The sequence below is a fragment of the Enterobacter sp. Res13-Sevr-PEC09-46 genome, from assembly GCF_015672585.1.
Lineage (GTDB): Bacteria > Pseudomonadota > Gammaproteobacteria > Enterobacterales > Enterobacteriaceae > Enterobacter > Enterobacter hormaechei_C.
Map to the genome: position 1 here is coordinate 437698 of NZ_JADABR010000005.1, position 17984 is coordinate 455681.

The 17984-nt window shown below is 59.0% G+C and carries 18 protein-coding genes and 1 riboswitch; of the genes, 14 read left to right on the forward strand and 4 right to left on the reverse strand.

All coding sequences use genetic code 11. From position 1 onward, the window contains the following. Window positions 1-16: 16 nt before the first annotated feature. From IMQ56_RS03365 to hutH, 3 genes are all read left to right on the forward strand, one after another. Window positions 17-751, forward strand: coding sequence for a histidine utilization repressor (locus tag IMQ56_RS03365; protein ID WP_017384945.1), 735 nt, complete (start codon window positions 17-19; stop codon window positions 749-751). 127 nt (window positions 752-878) lie between these two features. After that, window positions 879-2567: a urocanate hydratase gene (hutU, locus tag IMQ56_RS03370; protein WP_003858533.1), complete on the forward strand. Its 1689-nt coding sequence runs from the start codon at window positions 879-881 to the stop codon at window positions 2565-2567. Beyond that, entirely contained in the window at window positions 2564-4084 is a 1521-nt protein-coding gene (hutH, locus tag IMQ56_RS03375; RefSeq protein WP_196063720.1) for a histidine ammonia-lyase, read from the forward strand. The genes hutU and hutH overlap by 4 nt, the downstream gene beginning before the upstream one ends. 84 nt (window positions 4085-4168) lie before the next feature. Here the strand turns inward: hutH and IMQ56_RS03380 are convergent, their stop codons facing one another. Both IMQ56_RS03380 and bioA read right to left on the reverse strand, forming a co-directional pair. Then, window positions 4169-4645 (reverse strand): kinase inhibitor, encoded by a 477-nt coding sequence (locus tag IMQ56_RS03380; RefSeq protein WP_003858531.1) that lies wholly within the window; start codon window positions 4643-4645, stop codon window positions 4169-4171. A gap of 47 nt (window positions 4646-4692) precedes the next feature. Beyond that, a complete protein-coding gene (bioA, locus tag IMQ56_RS03385) occupies window positions 4693-6000 on the reverse strand; it encodes an adenosylmethionine--8-amino-7-oxononanoate transaminase (RefSeq protein WP_047063393.1) in 1308 nt (435 codons plus the stop codon). Between the two features lie 68 nt (window positions 6001-6068). Between bioA and bioB the strand changes: the two genes are divergently transcribed. The 4 genes from bioB to bioD are packed head-to-tail and all read left to right on the forward strand — an operon-like array spanning window position 6069 to window position 9696. Next, window positions 6069-7109, forward strand: a complete 1041-nt coding sequence (gene bioB, locus IMQ56_RS03390) for a biotin synthase BioB (protein ID WP_196063719.1) — start codon at window positions 6069-6071, stop codon at window positions 7107-7109. Further along, entirely contained in the window at window positions 7106-8263 is a 1158-nt protein-coding gene (gene bioF, locus IMQ56_RS03395; protein ID WP_040117397.1) for an 8-amino-7-oxononanoate synthase, read from the forward strand. Before bioB ends, bioF begins: the two co-directional genes overlap by 4 nt. Beyond that, entirely contained in the window at window positions 8247-9002 is a 756-nt protein-coding gene (bioC, locus tag IMQ56_RS03400; protein WP_017694114.1) for a malonyl-ACP O-methyltransferase BioC, read from the forward strand. The genes bioF and bioC overlap by 17 nt, the downstream gene beginning before the upstream one ends. After that, entirely contained in the window at window positions 8995-9696 is a 702-nt protein-coding gene (gene bioD / locus IMQ56_RS03405) for a dethiobiotin synthase (protein ID WP_026094362.1), read from the forward strand. The genes bioC and bioD overlap by 8 nt, the downstream gene beginning before the upstream one ends. Here the strand turns inward: bioD and IMQ56_RS03410 are convergent. Continuing rightward, complete coding sequence (locus IMQ56_RS03410) at window positions 9659-10381, reverse strand: ATP-binding cassette domain-containing protein (protein WP_017694112.1); 723 nt, start codon at window positions 10379-10381, stop codon at window positions 9659-9661. The two genes, bioD and IMQ56_RS03410, sit on opposite strands and share 38 nt — an antisense overlap. A gap of 748 nt (window positions 10382-11129) precedes the next feature. Between IMQ56_RS03410 and uvrB the strand changes: the two genes are divergently transcribed. Further along, complete coding sequence (uvrB, locus tag IMQ56_RS03415) at window positions 11130-13145, forward strand: excinuclease ABC subunit UvrB (protein ID WP_196063718.1); 2016 nt, start codon at window positions 11130-11132, stop codon at window positions 13143-13145. Between the two features lie 78 nt (window positions 13146-13223). Here uvrB and yvcK read toward each other — a convergent pair whose 3' ends face one another. Further along, window positions 13224-14132 carry a uridine diphosphate-N-acetylglucosamine-binding protein YvcK gene (yvcK, locus tag IMQ56_RS03420; RefSeq protein ID WP_017384936.1) on the reverse strand — a complete coding sequence of 303 codons (909 nt, stop codon included), beginning with the start codon at window positions 14130-14132 and terminating at the stop codon, window positions 13224-13226. Between the two features lie 226 nt (window positions 14133-14358). Beyond that, window positions 14359-14492: riboswitch (molybdenum cofactor riboswitch) on the forward strand. Here yvcK and moaA point away from each other — a divergent pair. The 6 genes from moaA (at window position 14480) to IMQ56_RS03450 (ending at window position 17953) form a co-directional block, all read left to right on the forward strand. Beyond that, window positions 14480-15469, forward strand: coding sequence for a GTP 3',8-cyclase MoaA (gene moaA, locus IMQ56_RS03425; RefSeq protein ID WP_017384935.1), 990 nt, complete (start codon window positions 14480-14482; stop codon window positions 15467-15469). (Overlaps the previous riboswitch by 13 nt.) A 24-nt stretch (window positions 15470-15493) precedes the next feature. Further along, window positions 15494-16006: a molybdenum cofactor biosynthesis protein B gene (gene moaB / locus IMQ56_RS03430; RefSeq protein ID WP_015571084.1), complete on the forward strand. Its 513-nt coding sequence runs from the start codon at window positions 15494-15496 to the stop codon at window positions 16004-16006. A 3-nt stretch (window positions 16007-16009) separates the two neighbouring features. Beyond that, window positions 16010-16495, forward strand: coding sequence for a cyclic pyranopterin monophosphate synthase MoaC (moaC, locus tag IMQ56_RS03435; RefSeq protein ID WP_006809528.1), 486 nt, complete (start codon window positions 16010-16012; stop codon window positions 16493-16495). After that, a complete protein-coding gene (moaD, locus tag IMQ56_RS03440; protein ID WP_003858510.1) occupies window positions 16488-16733 on the forward strand; it encodes a molybdopterin synthase sulfur carrier subunit in 246 nt (81 codons plus the stop codon). The genes moaC and moaD overlap by 8 nt, the downstream gene beginning before the upstream one ends. A 1-nt stretch (window position 16734) precedes the next feature. Continuing rightward, complete coding sequence (gene moaE / locus IMQ56_RS03445) at window positions 16735-17187, forward strand: molybdopterin synthase catalytic subunit MoaE (RefSeq protein ID WP_015571082.1); 453 nt, start codon at window positions 16735-16737, stop codon at window positions 17185-17187. Between the two features lie 58 nt (window positions 17188-17245). Then, on the forward strand, window positions 17246-17953 hold the full coding sequence (locus IMQ56_RS03450; protein ID WP_015571081.1) for a Bax inhibitor-1/YccA family protein: 708 nt from the start codon (window positions 17246-17248) through the stop codon (window positions 17951-17953). The last annotated feature ends 31 nt before the right edge of the window (window positions 17954-17984 follow it).

The following is a 17984-nucleotide window of genomic DNA, read 5'->3' on the forward strand; positions in this document are numbered from 1 at the left end:
CATTCAAGGAGTCATGATGTTTTCACGCTCGCCCCTGCCGCAGCCGAGCCCTCCCGCGCCTTTTTACGAAAAGGTGAAGCAGGCGATCAGCGAAAAAATCGCCGCCGGCGTCTGGCGCCCGCACGACCGCATTCCGTCCGAGGCCGAGCTGGTGGCGCAGTTTGGCTTTAGCCGAATGACCATCAACCGCGCATTGCGTGAACTGACCGATGAAGGGTTGCTGGTGCGTTTGCAGGGTGTCGGAACCTTTGTCGCCGAGCCAAAAGGACAGTCGGCGCTGTTTGAAATCCGCAGCATTGCCGATGAAATTGCCGCCCGCAACCATCAGCACCACTGCGAGGTGCTGGTGCTTGAAGAGACGCAGGCCAGCGCCGAACAAGCCATCGAGCTGAACGTTACCGAGGGCACCCGGATTTTCCATTCGGTGATGGTGCATTATGAGAACGACATTCCGGTCCAGATTGAAGATCGCTGCGTCAACGCGGAGCGGATACCGGATTACCTGAGCCAGGATTACACCCAAACCACACCGCATGCGTATCTCTCGCTCGTCGCCCCGCTGACGGAAGGGGAGCATATCGTGGAAGCCGTGCGCGCCACGCCGCAGGAGTGCGAGCTGTTGCGTATTAAAGAGCACGATCCCTGTCTGCTGATCCGCCGTCGTACCTGGTCGTCCTCGCAAATTGTGTCGCATGCGAAGCTGCTATTCCCGGGGAATCGCTACCGGTTGCAGGGCCACTTTATGTCATAAGTTTTATAAGCGTGATCGCTAACGCAATATAGCAAAATTGTATCTTTTTTGTTAAATCCGACCTTGTGTGTGCTTGTCTATACAAGTATATCTAAATGCATCACCTGTCCCTTATGAGGAACACACAATGTCGTCAGATAAATACCGCAAGCAGGATGTCCGCGCCGCGCGCGGCACCACGCTCACCGCAAAAAGCTGGCTCACCGAAGCACCGCTGCGCATGTTGATGAACAACCTTGATCCTGAGGTAGCAGAAAATCCCCACGAGCTGGTGGTCTACGGCGGCATTGGCCGCGCCGCGCGCAACTGGGCGTGCTATGACGCGATTGTCGAGTCTTTGACGAATCTCGAAAACGACGAAACGCTGCTGGTGCAATCCGGCAAACCGGTGGGCGTATTCAAAACCCATAAAAATGCGCCCCGCGTGCTGATTGCCAACTCCAACCTGGTGCCGCACTGGGCGACGTGGGAACACTTCAACGAGCTGGACGCAAAAGGGCTGGCCATGTACGGCCAGATGACCGCGGGTAGCTGGATCTACATCGGCAGCCAGGGGATTGTGCAGGGCACGTATGAAACCTTCGTGGAAGCGGGCCGTCAGCACTATAACGGATCACTGAAAGGCCGCTGGGTGCTCACCGCCGGACTGGGCGGCATGGGCGGCGCGCAGCCGCTGGCCGCGACGCTGGCGGGCGCGTGCTCCCTGAACATTGAGTGCCAGCAGAGCCGCATCGATTTCCGTCTGCGTACCCGCTATGTTGATGAGCAGGCCGACAACCTCGATGACGCGCTGGCGCGCATCAAAAAGTACACCGCTGAAGGCAAAGCCGTGTCGGTTGCCCTGTGCGGCAACGCGGCGGATATTCTGCCGGAACTGGTGGCGCGCGGCGTGCGTCCGGATCTGGTCACCGACCAGACCAGCGCTCACGATCCGCTCCACGGCTATCTGCCAAAAGGCTGGACGTGGGAAGACTATCAGCAAAAAGCGGAAACCGATCCTGAGGGCACGGTACTGGCGGCCAAACGCGCCATGGCGGAACACGTCTCCGCGATGCTGGCCTTCAGTAAGATGGGTATTCCGACCTTTGATTACGGGAATAACATCCGCCAGATGGCGAAAGAGATGGGGGTGAATAACGCCTTTGACTTCCCCGGCTTCGTGCCCGCCTATATTCGTCCTCTGTTCTGCCGCGGCATTGGGCCGTTCCGCTGGGTTGCCCTGTCCGGCGACCCGGAGGATATCTACAAAACCGACGCCAGAGTGAAAGAGATTGTCGCCGACGACGAACACCTGCATCGCTGGCTGGATATGGCGCGCGAACGCATTAACTTCCAGGGCCTGCCGGCGCGTATCTGCTGGGTCGGGCTGGAGTGGCGGCAAAAACTCGGCCTCGCCTTTAACGAAATGGTGCGCAGCGGCGAAGTCTCCGCGCCGATCGTCATTGGCCGCGACCACCTGGACTCCGGCTCTGTCGCCAGTCCGAACCGTGAAACCGAAGCCATGCGCGACGGCTCGGATGCGGTCTCCGACTGGCCGCTGCTGAATGCCCTGCTGAACACCGCCAGCGGCGCGACCTGGGTGTCGCTGCACCACGGCGGCGGCGTCGGGATGGGCTTCTCCCAGCACTCCGGGATGGTCATCGTCTGTGACGGAACTGATGAAGCGGCCGCGCGTATCGCTCGCGTGCTGCACAACGACCCGGCAACCGGCGTGATGCGTCACGCGGATGCGGGTTACGAGATTGCCATTGATTGTGCCAAAGAGCAGGGCCTGAACCTGCCGATGATCCCCGCCACACAAGGAAAGCCTGCATGAACGCGTTAACACTTACTCCCGGCTCGCTGACGCTCAAACAGCTGCGTCACGTCTGGCGTCAGCCGGTGACACTCTCCCTTGATGAAAGCGCCAACCGTGCCATTAACGACAGCGTGGCCTGCGTGGAGGCGATTGTGGCGGAGGGGCGCACCGCCTACGGCATCAATACCGGGTTTGGCCTGCTGGCGCAGACCCGCATCGCCACGCACGATCTGGAGAATTTACAGCGTTCGCTGGTGCTGTCGCACGCGGCGGGGGTTGGCCAGCCGCTGGACGATGAGATCGTCCGCCTGATGATGGTGTTGAAAATCAACAGCCTGGCGCGTGGGTTTTCCGGCATTCGTCTGAGCGTGATCCAGGCGCTGATGGCGCTGGTCAATGCGGAAATTTATCCGTGGATCCCGGCGAAGGGCTCCGTCGGCGCCTCCGGCGATCTGGCGCCGCTGGCGCATATGTCGCTGCTCCTGCTGGGTGAAGGCCAGGCGCGCTGGCAAGGGGAGTGGCTGCCTGCGAAAGAGGCGCTGAAAAAAGCTGGCTTAACGCCGATCACCCTCGCGGCAAAAGAGGGGCTGGCGCTGCTCAACGGCACGCAGGCGTCGACCGCTTTCGCGCTGCGCGGTCTGTTTGAAGCGGAAGATCTGTTCGCCTCGGCGGTGGTGTGCGGTGCACTGACCACTGAGGCGGTGCTCGGCTCGCGTCGTCCGTTCGATGCCCGCATCCACGAGGTGCGCGGCCAGCGCGGTCAGATTGATGCCGCCGCCATGTACCGCCTCGTACTTACCGATACTAGCGACATTGCCGATTCGCATCACAACTGTGAGAAGGTGCAGGATCCGTATTCCCTGCGCTGCCAGCCGCAGGTGATGGGCGCATGCCTGACGCAGCTGCGCCAGGCGGCAGAAGTGCTGCTGGTCGAAGCCAATGCGGTGTCCGATAACCCACTGGTATTTGCTCAGGAAAACGAGGTGGTTTCTGGCGGTAACTTCCACGCCGAGCCGGTGGCGATGGCCGCAGATAATATCGCCCTGGCGATTGCCGAAATCGGGGCGTTGTCTGAGCGTCGAATCGCGCTGATGATGGATAAGCACATGTCCCAGCTGCCGCCATTCCTGGTGCGCAACGGCGGCGTGAACTCGGGCTTCATGATAGCCCAGGTCACCGCCGCGGCACTGGCAAGCGAGAACAAAGCCCTGTCGCATCCGCACAGCGTGGACAGCCTGCCAACCTCAGCCAACCAGGAAGATCACGTTTCGATGGCCCCGGCTGCCGGGCGTCGCCTCTGGGAGATGGCCTCTAACACCCGCGGCGTGCTGGCGGTGGAGTGGCTGGCGGCGTGTCAGGGTATTGATTTGCGCGAAGGGCTAAAATCCAGCCCGCTGCTGGAGCAGGCGCGCCAGGAACTGCGCGAGCAAGTTACGCACTACGATGACGACCGCTTCTTTGCGCCGGATATTGATAAGGCGATGCAGCTTCTGGAGGAAGGACGGCTGGTGGGGCTGTTACCTTCGGTGCTGTGATTTTATGCCCGGTGGCGCTGCGCTTACCGGGCCTACGAGTGCGAAATGTAGGCCGGGTAAGGCGTAGCCGCCACCCGGCTTTTTTTACGAATACATCGCCGTAATCGACGCGCTGCCCAGCGAATGGAAATGCACGTTAAAGCCTACCATCGCACCGCTCGCCCCTTCGTCGACCTCAATCTTGTCCACATCCAGCGCGTGCACGGTGAAGATATAGCGGTGCGTTTCCCCTTTTGGCGGCGCCGCGCCGCCGTAGCCCGCTTTGCCAAAGTCAGTGCGCGTCTGAATCGCACCGTCAGGCAGAGCAACCAGATCGGAACCGGAGCCCTGCGGCAGCACGCGCGTGTCGGCGGGCAGGTTTGCCACGATCCAGTGCCACCAGCCCGACCCGGTTGGCGCATCCGGATCGTAGCAGGTCACGACAAAACTTTTGGTTCCCGCTGGCACATCGTCCCACGCCAGATGGGGAGAGATATTATCCCCCTGATAACCCATCCCGTTAAACACGTGACGTTCCGGCAGCTTTTCGCCGTCGCGCAAATCTTTACTGATGATTTTCATCCGATTTCCCTCGTTACTCACTCATTCAGAAAGTGTAACGCATGGGGTTAAATCGCGAAATGCGCTGAAGTGTTAACGGCTTCAACCACTGCCCCGGTCAGCTTGCGGAGCTGATCCGCAGAAATGGTGTACGGCGGCATGAGGTAAATCAGCTTACCGAAAGGTCGCACCCACACGCCCTGGTCAACGAAGAAGCGCTGCAACGCGGCCATGTTCACCGGATGCGTTGTCTCGATTACCCCGATGGCGCCCAGTACGCGGACGTCCGCGACGTATTCCGCCTCCGCCGCCGCGCTTAACTGCTGCTTCAGCTGCGCCTCAATCGCCGCCACCTGCGTCTGCCATGCGCCGCTTTCCAGAATGGCGAGGCTTTCGCTTGCCACGGCGCAGGCCAGCGGGTTGCCCATAAACGTCGGGCCGTGCATAAAGCAGCCCGCGTCGCCGTCGCTGATGGTATCGGCAACCTGGCGGGTGGTAAGCGTGGCGGAGAGCGTCATGGTGCCGCCGGTGAGCGCTTTCCCCAGGCACAGAATATCCGGCGCGATCCCCGCATGCTCGCAGGCGAACAATTTCCCGGTGCGGCCAAAGCCGGTGGCGATCTCATCGGCAATCAGCAGGATCCCTTCGCGGTCGCACATCTTCCGAATGCGCTTCAGCCACTCGGGATGGTACATCCGCATTCCGCCCGCGCCCTGCACAATCGGTTCGAGAATAACGGCGGCAATCTCGTGGCGATGGGCCGCCATCAGCCGCGCGAAGCCCACCATGTCCATCTCGTCCCATTCGCCGTCGAAGCGGCTCTGCGGGGCTGGCGCAAACAGGTTTTCCGGCAGATAGCCTTTCCACAGGCTGTGCATGGAGTTGTCCGGATCACATACCGACATCGCGCCGAAAGTGTCGCCGTGATAGCCGTTGCGGAAGGTAAGGAACCGCTGGCGCGTTTCGCCCTTCGCATGCCAGTACTGCAACGCCATTTTCATCGCCACTTCCACGGCCACCGAGCCGGAGTCGGCCAGGAAAACGCACTCCAGCGATTCAGGCGTCATCGCTACCAGGCGACGGCATAAATCCACCGCGGGCTGATGCGTGATCCCGCCAAACATCACGTGTGACATCTGGTCAATCTGCGCTTTCATCGCCGCGTTCAGTCGCGGGTGGTTGTAGCCATGGATCGCCGCCCACCAGGAGGACATCCCGTCAACAAGCCGCTCGCCGCTGGCAAGATGCAGCTCGCAGCCGTGGGCCGAGGCTACTGGATAGACGGGAAGGGGGCGGGTCGTGGAGGTGTAAGGGTGCCAGATATGCTGCTTGTCGAAGGCGAGATCGTCCTGGGTCATAATCGACTTGTAAACCATTTTGAAAAGTTTTAGGTTTACAAGTATAAACCGAACCGACAATTAACAAAACCCTTTGGAGAAGCCCGATGGCTCACCACGCACGCTGGACGATGTCGCAAGTCACTGAATTATTCAACAAACCTTTCCTGGATCTGATGTTTGAGGCGCAACAGGTGCACCGCCAGCACTTCGATCCGCGTCATGTTCAGGTCAGCACGCTGCTGTCGATCAAAACCGGGGCTTGCCCGGAAGACTGCAAATATTGCCCGCAAAGCGCGCGCTATAAAACCGGTCTCGAATCCGAGCGCCTGATGGAAGTCGAGCAGGTGCTCGACTCCGCGCGCAAGGCCAAAAACGCTGGCTCGACCCGCTTCTGCATGGGCGCGGCGTGGAAAAATCCGCATGACCGCGACATGCCCTATCTGGAGCAGATGGTGAAGGGGGTGAAGGAGATGGGGCTTGAAGCCTGCATGACCCTCGGCACGCTGAACGAGGAGCAGGCGCAGCGTCTCTCGGCGGCGGGGCTGGATTACTACAACCACAACCTCGATACTTCGCCGGAGTTCTACGGCAACATCATCACCACGCGCACCTATCAGGAGCGTCTGGACACGCTGGATAAAGTGCGTGATGCGGGGATCAAGGTCTGTTCCGGCGGGATCGTGGGACTGGGAGAGACGGTAAAAGATCGTGCCGGCCTGCTGTTACAGCTGGCAAACCTGCCGACCCCGCCGGAAAGCGTGCCCATCAACATGCTGGTGAAGGTAAAAGGGACGCCGCTGGCGGATAACGAGGACGTGGATGCCTTCGATTTCATCCGCACCATCGCGGTGGCGCGCATCATGATGCCGACCTCTTACGTTCGCCTCTCTGCCGGTCGCGAGCAGATGAGCGAGCAGACCCAGGCGATGTGCTTCATGGCCGGGGCCAACTCCATCTTCTACGGCTGCAAACTGCTGACCACGCCAAACCCGGAAGAGGACAAAGATGTCCAGCTGTTCCGCAAGCTGGGGTTGAACCCACACCAGACCGAGGTACAGGCGGGGGATAACGAGCAACAGCAGCAGCTGGAGCAGCAGATTTTTAACGCCGACACCGACCAGTTCTACAACGCGGCAGCCGTATGACCTGGCAGGCACGTATCAGGACCGCGCTCGACGAGCGGCGGGCGGCGGATGCGTTTCGGGTGCGCAGGGTAGTGGAAAACGGTGCAGGCCGTTTTCTCTCCCGGGAAGGAGAGCGGTTCTGTAATTTCTCCAGCAACGATTATCTGGGCCTGAGCCAGCACCCGCAGATCGTTCGCGCCTGGCAGCAGGGCGCGGATCGTTACGGCGTGGGCAGCGGTGGCTCCGGGCACGTCAGCGGCTACACCACGGCGCATCAGGCGCTGGAGGAAGAGCTGGCCGACTGGCTGGGCTACCCGCGGGCGCTGCTGTTTATCTCCGGTTTTGCCGCGAATCAGGCGGTGATTGCCGCCCTGATGGGCAAAGACGACCGCATCATCGCGGACCGCCTGAGCCACGCGTCCCTGCTTGAAGCGGCCAGTCTCAGCCCGGCGCAGCTGCGGCGTTTTGCCCATAACGATGCCTCTCAGCTGAACGTCCTGCTGGGTAAACCCTGTTCAGGGCTTCAGCTGGCGGTGACGGAAGGGGTATTCAGCATGGACGGCGACAGCGCGCCCCTTGCCACCTTGCATGACGTCGCAAAACAGCAGAACGCCTGGCTGCTGGTCGACGATGCCCACGGCATTGGCGTCACCGGCGAGGAGGGGCGCGGAAGCGCGCACCAGCAACGCGTCAGGCCGGAACTGCTGGTGGTCACCTTCGGCAAAGGCTTCGGCGTCAGCGGCGCCGCGGTGTTGTGCAGCGAGCCGGTGGCCGATTACCTGGTGCAGTTCGCCCGGCACCTGATCTACAGCACCAGCATGCCCCCGGCGCAGGCCGTGGCGCTCTCTGCGTCGCTTGCGGTGATCCGCGGCGAAGACGGCGCTGAACGCCGGGCGCGCCTGGCCGACCATATTCAGCGTTTTCGCCGGGGGGTAAGCGCACTGCCTTACCGGCTTACCGACTCGCACAGCGCCATTCAGCCCGTGATTGTGGGTGAAAACCCTCGGGCGCTGATGCTGGCACAGGCGCTACGAGAACGCGGGCAGTGGGTCACGGCGATCCGCCCACCCACCGTGCCGCCAGGCACCGCGCGCTTGCGTCTGACGCTCACGGCAGCGCACGAGCCGCAGGATATCGATACGCTTCTGGAGGCACTGTATGTCTCCCGTCAATAAACAGGCCGTTGCCGCCGCGTTTGGCCGGGCAGCGCAAAGCTATTCACAGCACGATGAGCTGCAACGCCTGAGCGCCCGCGGGCTGCTGGCCGCGCTCGGTGAGGGGCGTTTTGCGCAGGTGCTCGACGCTGGCTGCGGGCCTGGCGGCAATAGCCGCTACTGGCGCGCAACGGGTAGCCACGTCACGGCGCTGGATTTATCCGCGCAGATGCTGGATGAGGCCCGCCAGCAGCAGTCAGCAGACCGTTATCTGGTGGCCGATATCGAGGCCATCCCGCTGGAGGATGCGCTGTTTGACCTTGTCTGGAGTCATCTGGCGGTGCAGTGGTGCGCCAGCCTGCCGCAGGCCCTACGCGAGCTATACCGCGTGGCGCGGCCCGGCGGAGCGGTGGCCTTTACCACCCTGCTGGAAAGTTCGTTGCCAGAGCTGAATCAGGCGTGGAGGGCAGTGGATGCGCAGCCGCACGCCAACCGGTTTCTCTCGCACGTACAGGTCACTCAGGCGCTGGCAGGCTGGCGCTATCGCAGCGTGGTCCAGACCGTCACCCTCGAATTTAGCGATGCGTTAAGCGCCATGCGATCGCTTAAGGGCATAGGCGCGACGCACCTGCACGCCGGACGGGAGAAGAAACCCCTTACCCGCGGCCAACTCCAGCGTCTCGAGCTGGCCTGGCCGCAGGAGCGGGGCCGGTTCCCGCTCTCTTATCATCTTTTTCATGGGATTATTGAACGTGACTGAACGTTATTTTGTTACCGGCACGGACACTGAAGTCGGTAAAACGGTTGCCAGCGCCGCGCTGTTGCAGGCGGCGCGTCTGCTGGGGAAAACTACGGCCGGGTATAAGCCCGTAGCCTCCGGCAGCGAGATGACGCCGGAAGGCTTACGTAATACCGATGCGCTGGCGCTACAGCGTAACAGCAGCCTTACGCTGGCCTATTCTGCGGTGAACCCCTATACCTTTGCTGAACCCACCTCGCCGCACATCGTCAGCGTCGATGAAGATCGTCCGATTGATTTTTCGGTGCTCTCTTCCGGGTTACGCGTCCTGGAAACGCAGGCCAACTGGGTGCTGGTGGAGGGGGCTGGCGGCTGGTTTACCCCGCTGTCCGACGAGCAGACATTTGCTGACTGGGTGCAGGCCGAGCAGCTTCCGGTCATTCTGGTGGTTGGCGTGAAGCTTGGCTGTATCAATCACGCCATGCTGACCGCCCAGGCCGTGCAGCAGGCCGGGTTGCGTCTGGCAGGGTGGATTGCCAATGACGTGGTAGCGCCGGGTAAACGTCATGCTGAGTATCTGGCGACGCTGAAGCGGGTGCTGCCTGCGCCGTTTCTCGGCGAGATCCCGTGGCTTGCCGACGGCGCAGAGCAGGCGGAAACCGGACGCTATCTCGACCTCAGCGCCTTATGTCCCGCGCCATCCAGTGCGCAATAAGGTCGTCATCCAGCTCGTTAACGTGGCCCTGTGCCACGTTACGTCCGCGATAGAGCATGCAGAAACGCTCCGCTACCCGGCGGATAAACGACAGCTGTTGCTCCGCTAACAGCACCGTCATTCCCAGCTCCCGATTCAACCGCACCAGCAACTGCCCCAGCCTGCGCGCGAAACCGTGCCCTGCGCCATGCATGGGCTCATCCAGAATCAACACGCGCGGACGATTAACCAGCGCACTGGCGAGGGCCAGCTGATACTGGTCGTCAGGGGACAGCGCAGAGGCACGGCTCTGTCGCAGCGGATAGAGCTCCGGAAACAGGGCATACACGTCACTTTTTGATGCCGGATCGGGTTTCCCCGTCGCCCGCATAGCGATATGCAGATTTTCATCGACGGTCAGCTGGGAAAATATCCGCCGATCCTGCGGGACGTAGCCTATCGTCGGCGGCGCCGGGAATGCTGACGCAGGGTTGAGCAAGTTATGCGGCGGCGCGCCAGCCTCATGCCAGATGATGGTGCCGCTCTCGACGGGCACCTTTCCGGTAATGCAGTTCATAAGCGTGGATTTGCCCATGCCAGGCAGGCCAACAATGCCCGTACAGATGCCTTGCGGGAAATCGATATTCACGTTCCATAGCGTATGTTGGCTTCCGTAAAACTGATTTACAGCACGCAGACTCAACATCTTTCTCTCCTTAAAAATGTGTGGGGTGATGCACAGAGTGATGTCTGCAAAACGCCTGCCAGGAACTTCATAATGATTAAAAAAAGGCCATTTTTAGGAATAACTCACTATCAAAAGCTGAACGTTTATACGAATTGCACACTCCCGGTGCTGCGTATGTCGAATTGTGGTGCAGGAGAAATGACAGAATTGTGATTAAGATCTCGCCAGTCGCTTATGAAAAAATGAACGTTTTCCAGGCAAAAAAGAGTGATAAAAATTTTTTACTGCCGCTTCGTGGGAAAAACCGGGAATTTGCTGGAGTGCATGCTGTACGGGCTGGAGGCAGTTATCCACTATTCCTGTGGATAACCTTGTGCATTAGAGTTAGAAAACCCGCGATAAGCGAGAGAATACGCGGGTTACAACCAAATTGATGCGAAACGCGGCTTAATAAATTAGTCTTTATTTTTTAACGAATTAGATAAAAGCAATTCCCTCAACGCCAGTGACACCTGTTGCCATAAAACTTTCATAACCGCCCTTGACAAATGTTAAAAAAGTAATAGTTCTGGGGATAACCCCCTGAGGCTGGTGTTTTATTTTGTCACAGTCGAAATTTGGCTCGCGAACGCACTAATCCTCTCTGCGCTACGCTAAATATCCTGACACGCTACTGGTTTTTCATCCAGTGTTTTTTACTGGCAATCCTGGCCACAACGAGTAAAATTACTCACCTGCCGCTTATTCTGTCATCAGGTCGTCGCCCATGAGTAAACCGTTTAAACTGAATTCTGCTTTCCGTCCTTCCGGGGATCAGCCCGAGGCTATTCGTCGCCTGGAAGAGGGGCTGGAGGACGGGCTGGCGCACCAGACCCTGCTGGGGGTTACCGGTTCGGGCAAAACCTTCACCATTGCCAACGTCATTGCCGATCTCCAGCGTCCGACGATGGTTCTCGCGCCGAACAAAACGCTGGCGGCGCAGCTGTATGGTGAGATGAAAGAGTTCTTCCCGGAAAACGCGGTGGAGTATTTCGTCTCCTACTACGACTACTACCAGCCGGAAGCCTACGTTCCCAGCTCCGACACGTTTATCGAGAAAGATGCCTCGGTGAACGAACATATCGAGCAGATGCGTTTGTCGGCGACCAAGGCGCTGCTGGAGCGTCGTGATGTGGTGGTGGTGGCCTCGGTGTCGGCGATCTACGGCCTGGGCGATCCGGATCTCTATCTCAAGATGATGCTGCACCTGACGCAGGGGATGATCATCGATCAGCGTGCGATTTTGCGCCGTCTGGCGGAGTTGCAGTACACCCGTAACGATCAGGCGTTCCAGCGCGGGACCTTCCGCGTGCGCGGCGAGGTGATTGATATCTTCCCGGCGGAGTCGGACGATATGGCGCTGCGCGTGGAGCTGTTCGACGAAGAGGTTGAACGCCTGTCGCTGTTCGATCCGTTGACCGGTCACGTCGAGTCGGTGATCCAGCGCTTCACCATCTACCCGAAAACGCACTATGTAACGCCGCGCGAGCGTATTGTGCAGGCGATGGAAGAGATCAAAACCGAGCTGGCGGACCGCCGTAAGGTGCTGCTGGCGAACAATAAGCTGCTGGAAGAGCAGCGCCTGAGCCAGCGTACCCAGTTCGATCTGGAGATGATGAACGAGCTGGGCTACTGCTCCGGCATCGAAAACTACTCGCGCTACCTCTCCGGGCGCGGGCCGGGCGAAGCGCCGCCGACGCTGTTTGACTACCTTCCGGCGGACGGCCTGCTGGTGATCGACGAATCCCACGTTACGATCCCGCAGATCGGCGGGATGTACCGCGGTGACCGCGCGCGTAAAGAGACGCTGGTGGAGTACGGGTTCCGACTGCCGTCAGCGCTGGACAACCGTCCGATGAAGTTTGAAGAATTTGAGGCGCTTGCTCCGCAGACCATCTACGTATCGGCGACGCCGGGCAACTACGAGCTGGAAAAATCCGGTGATGACGTGGTGGACCAGGTGGTGCGTCCGACCGGGCTGCTGGATCCGATTATCGAGGTGCGTCCGGTGGCGACGCAGGTGGACGATCTGCTCTCGGAAATACGTGCCCGTTCCGCCATCAACGAGCGCGTGCTGGTTACCACGCTCACCAAACGTATGGCGGAAGATTTGACGGAGTATCTGGAAGAACACGGCGAGAAGGTGCGGTATCTGCACTCGGATATCGATACCGTGGAGCGTATGGAGATCATCCGCGATCTGCGTCTGGGCGAGTTCGACGTGCTGGTAGGGATTAACCTTCTGCGAGAAGGGCTGGATATGCCGGAGGTGTCGCTGGTGGCGATTCTGGACGCGGACAAAGAGGGCTTCCTGCGTTCTGAGCGCTCACTGATCCAGACCATTGGCCGCGCCGCGCGTAACGTCAACGGGAAGGCGATCCTGTACGGGGATAAAATCACCCCGTCGATGGCCAAAGCGATTGGCGAAACGGAACGTCGTCGCGAGAAGCAGCAGCGCTATAACGAAGAGCACGGCATCACGCCGCAGGGGCTGAACAAGAAGGTGGTGGATATCCTGGCGCTGGGTCAGAACATTGCGAAGACCAAAGCGAAAGGCCGCAGCAAGGCCCGTTCAGTGGTGGAAGAGGATACCGTCGCGCTGACGCCGAAAGCGTTGCAGCAGAAGATCCACGAGCTGGAAGGGCAGATGATGCAGCATGCGCAGAACCTGGAGTTCGAAGAGGCCGCGCAAATCCGCGATCAGCTGCATCAGCTGCGGGATCAGTTTATTGCGGCATCGTAGTTTTTTGCCCGGTGGCGTTTTCGCCCTCTCCCTGTGGGAGAGGGCCGGGGTGAGGGCATCAGGCCGCACAAAACGAACCTAACCTAATGCCTGAATCGCCTTCTCCAGCGCCTCGCGCAGCAGATGGCGGTCGTGGCGATATTTAATATCGCTGGCTTCCAGCGGCTCCTGCACCACCACGCGATCGCCAATCCCCGATACATCCACTTTCGGCCCGACCACGACACCATCGATAATTTTCTTACCAACGTACTGTTCCATCAGGTCCAGCTTATCCGCCAGCGACAGGCTTGCCGCCGCCGGGCTGAGTTCGCGGCCTAAATTACCGATATAGACCATGGGCGCAGGCGTTCTGCGCAGCGCCTGCGCCAGCTCTTTCACCAGCAGGATCGGCATCAGGCTGGTATAAAAACTTCCCGGCCCAATCAGGATCAGATCGGCCTCGGCAATCGCTTCTACCGCTTCACGCGTTGCGGGTACGCTGGGGTAGGTCATCAGCTCTTTTGGCGGAAGAAGAAGCTGGTCGATATTCACTTCACCATACACTTCGTGATCGTCGGCATCGATCGCCATTAAATCCACCGGCTGTTCAGACATCGGGATCAGGAATGCATCCACCTTTAACAGGTTACGAATTAAATTGATCGCTTCCAGAGGGCGCACGCTCAGGTGATCCAGCGCCTTTAACATCAGATTTCCAAGGTTATGGCCTGAAAGTTCACCATTTCCGCCAAAACGGTACTCAAACATTGCCGAGGCCACGCTTGGCTCCGTGATGAGCTGGTTGAGGCAATTGCGCATGTCACCCCAGGCTATCCCGCCTTCAGCACGTCGGATCCGCCCGGTTGAGCCGCCGTTGTCCGTTGTTGTCACGATGCCCGTCAGGCGCGAGCCCAGTGACGATAACGAGGACATCACTCGTCCCAGACCGTGACCTCCGCCAAGAGCGACCACACGGTCCAGATCCGCAAAAGTGCGATTGCGCATACCTATTCCTTATCCTGTTAAGCTTGCGTCACAGTAACGCAACTACTCCTAAAAGACGATGCCTCTCACAAACCATAATGACGTATATCAATGCGAAAGCGCTGTTTTTGCGTATTCTGTAGTGAAAATGCACGATAACATCGTTATATATAAATTTATATAGCGAAAAGCGACAATGGCGAAGTGGCGATTTCCACGCTACTATCGCCATAACCCCGTTTTCAAAACTGAAAACATACACTCTAGCCCTGGCGCCTGTGTCGAGAGATATGGCGCCCTGGCCGTGGCGGATTTGCCACCAGGGTACAGAAAGAAATGACTGTGCCTCCCGATCTGGAAAGGTGTACATGGCTTCACAACTTACTGATGCTTTCGCGCGTAAGTTTTTCTACTTACGTTTGTCGATTACCGACGTGTGTAACTTCCGTTGCACCTACTGCCTGCCCGATGGCTACAAGCCGGGCAGCGTCACCAATAATGGCTTTCTCTCCGTGGATGAAGTACGCCGCGTCACGCGCGCGTTCTCTGAACTTGGCACGGAAAAAGTGCGTCTTACCGGGGGAGAGCCCTCCCTGCGCCGTGATTTCCCTGACATCATTGCCGCCGTGCGTGAAAACGAACGTATCCGCCAGATCGCGGTGACCACCAACGGTTACCGCATGGCGCGTGACGTGGCGAACTGGCGCGATGCGGGGCTGACGGCGATCAACGTCAGCGTCGATAGCCTGGACGCCCGTCAGTTCCACGCCATTACCGGCCAGGATAAGTTCCAGCAGGTGATGGACGGCATCGATGCCGCGTTCACCGCCGGTTTCGACAAGGTCAAAGTCAATACCGTGTTGATGCGTGATGTGAACCACCATCAGCTGGACACTTTCCTGGCGTGGATCAAACCGCGCCGCATTCAACTGCGTTTTATTGAGCTGATGGAGACCGGGGAGGGCAGTGAGCTGTTCCGTCGCCATCATATCTCCGGCATGGTTCTGCGCGACGAACTGCTGAAACGCGGCTGGATCCACCAGATCCGCCAGCGCAGCGATGGCCCGGCGCAGGTCTTTTGTCATCCGGATTATGAAGGCGAAATCGGCCTGATCATGCCCTATGAAAAAGACTTCTGTGCCAGCTGCAACCGCCTGCGCGTCTCCTCCGTCGGCAAGCTCCATCTTTGCCTGTTCGGGGATGGCGGCGTCGATCTGCGCGATTTGCTGGAAGATGACGCCCAGCAGGACGCGCTTGAAGCACGTATTTCCGAGGCGCTGACGCACAAAAAGCAGACCCATTTCCTGCATCAGGGCAACACCGGCATTACTCAGAACCTGTCCTATATCGGCGGGTAATCAGGCTTTAGAAGGAACCAGAAGATGAGTCAGGTAAGCGCGGAATTTATCCCGACACGCATTGCTATTCTTACCGTTTCCGAACGTCGTGGTGAAGAGGATGATACCTCTGGCCACTGGCTGCGCGAGGCGGCACACGAAGCCGGACACCAGATTGTTGATAAAGCGATCGTCAAAGAAAACCGTTACGCCATTCGCGCTCAGGTCTCACAGTGGATTGCGGGTGATGACGTCCAGGTTGTGCTGATCACTGGCGGCACCGGCTTTACCGCAGGCGACCAGGCGCCGGAAGCGCTGCTCCCGCTGTTCGATCGCGAAGTGGAAGGCTTCGGCGAAGTGTTCCGCATGCTCTCCTTTGAAGAGATTGGCACCTCTACGCTTCAGTCCCGTGCCGTCGCGGGGGTGGCGAATAAGACGCTGATCTTCGCCATGCCGGGGTCGACCAAAGCCTGCCGCACCGCGTGGGAAAACATTATTGCCCCGCAGCTGGATGCCCGTACCCGTCCGTGTAATTTCCATCCCCATTTAAAGAAATAAGCTATGTCACAACTGACCCACATTAACGCCGCTGGCGAAGCGCATATGGTGGATGTCTCCGCCAAAGCCGAAACGGTGCGCGAGGCGCGTGCTGAAGCGTTCGTCACCATGCTGCCGGAGACGCTGGCGATGATTATCGACGGTAGCCATCACAAGGGTGATGTGTTTGCCACCGCCCGCATCGCCGGTATTCAGGCCGCTAAACGTACCTGGGACCTCATCCCGCTCTGCCATCCGCTGATGCTCAGCAAAGTGGAGGTAAATTTGCAGGCGCAGCCGGAGCATAACCGCGTGCGTATCGAGTCCCTGTGCCGCTTAACCGGGAAAACCGGCGTGGAGATGGAGGCGTTGACGGCGGCCTCCGTGGCGGCGCTGACCATCTACGACATGTGTAAAGCGGTGCAGAAAGATATGGTGATTGGCCCGGTGCGTCTGCTGGCAAAAAGCGGCGGCAAATCCGGTGATTTTAAGGTGGAAAGCCATGATTAAGGTGCTCTTTTTTGCCCAGGTCCGTGAGCTGGTCAATACCGACAGCCTGACGCTGGACGGCTCTTTCGAAAATGTCGCCGCCCTGCGTGCGCATCTGGCGGCGCAAGGCGACCGCTGGGCGCTGGCGCTGGACGAAGGCAAACTGCTGGCCGCCGTGAACCAGACGCTGGTGGAGTTGACCCACCCGCTGGCCGATGGGGACGAAGTGGCCTTCTTCCCGCCGGTCACAGGGGGTTAAGATGACGGAAACCCGAATTCTGGTCGGCCATGAGCGTTTTAACGTGGGCACGGAATATGACTGGCTGGCCGGGCGCGACGAAGACGGCGCGGTCGTGACGTTTACCGGGAAAGTGCGTAATCATAATCTCGGCGACAGCGTAAAAGCGCTGACGCTGGAGCACTATCCGGGAATGACCGAAAAATCGCTGGCGGCCATTGTGGAAGAGGCGCGAGGCCGCTGGCCGCTAGGGCGCGTTACGGTTATCCATCGCATCGGCGAAATGTGGCCCGGCGAAGAGATTGTATTTGTCGGCGTCACCAGCGCCCATCGCGGGAGTGCTTTTGCGGCAGGGGAGTTCATCATGGATTACCTTAAAACCAAAGCGCCGTTCTGGAAGCGTGAAGCGACGCCGGAAGGTGAGCGCTGGGTGGAATCACGCGACAGCGATAAACATGCCGCCAGCCGTTGGTAGTTGGTTTACGCGGATGTGTTACTCTTAACGTGTGTGTTTACTTAATCAGGAGTGAATCATGGACCGATTTCCGCGTTCCGATTCGATAGTTCAGCAGACCCGTAGCGGGCTGCAAACCTACATGGCTCAGGTGTATGGCTGGATGACGGTTGGCCTGCTGCTTACCGCGTTTATCGCGTGGTATGCGGCAAACACGCCTGAACTGATGATGTTTATCTTCTCAAGCAAAATCACCTTCTTTGGGCTGATTATTGCGCAACTGGCGCTGGTGTTCGTGCTCTCCGGGCTGGTGCACAAGCTCAGCGCGGGTATGGCGACCACGCTGTTTATGCTCTATTCGGCGCTGACCGGGCTGACGCTTTCCAGTATTTTCATCGTTTACACCTACTCTTCCATCGCCAGCACGTTTGTGGTGACCGGCGGGATGTTCGGTGTGATGAGCCTGTACGGTTACACCACCAAACGTGACCTGAGCGGCTTCGGCAACATGCTGTTTATGGGGCTGATTGGGATTGTGCTGGCGTCGCTGGTGAACCTGTGGCTGAAGAGTGACGCGCTGATGTGGGCGGTGACCTATATCGGGGTGGTGATCTTCGTGGGCTTAACCGCTTACGATACCCAGAAGCTGAAAAACATCGGTGAACAAATTGATGTTCGCGACAGTTCAAATCTGCGCAAATACTCGATTCTGGGCGCGCTGACGCTTTATCTGGACTTCATCAACCTGTTCCTGATGCTGCTGCGTATCTTCGGCAACCGTCGCTAGTTATTTCCCCCTCACCCTAACCCTCTCCCTC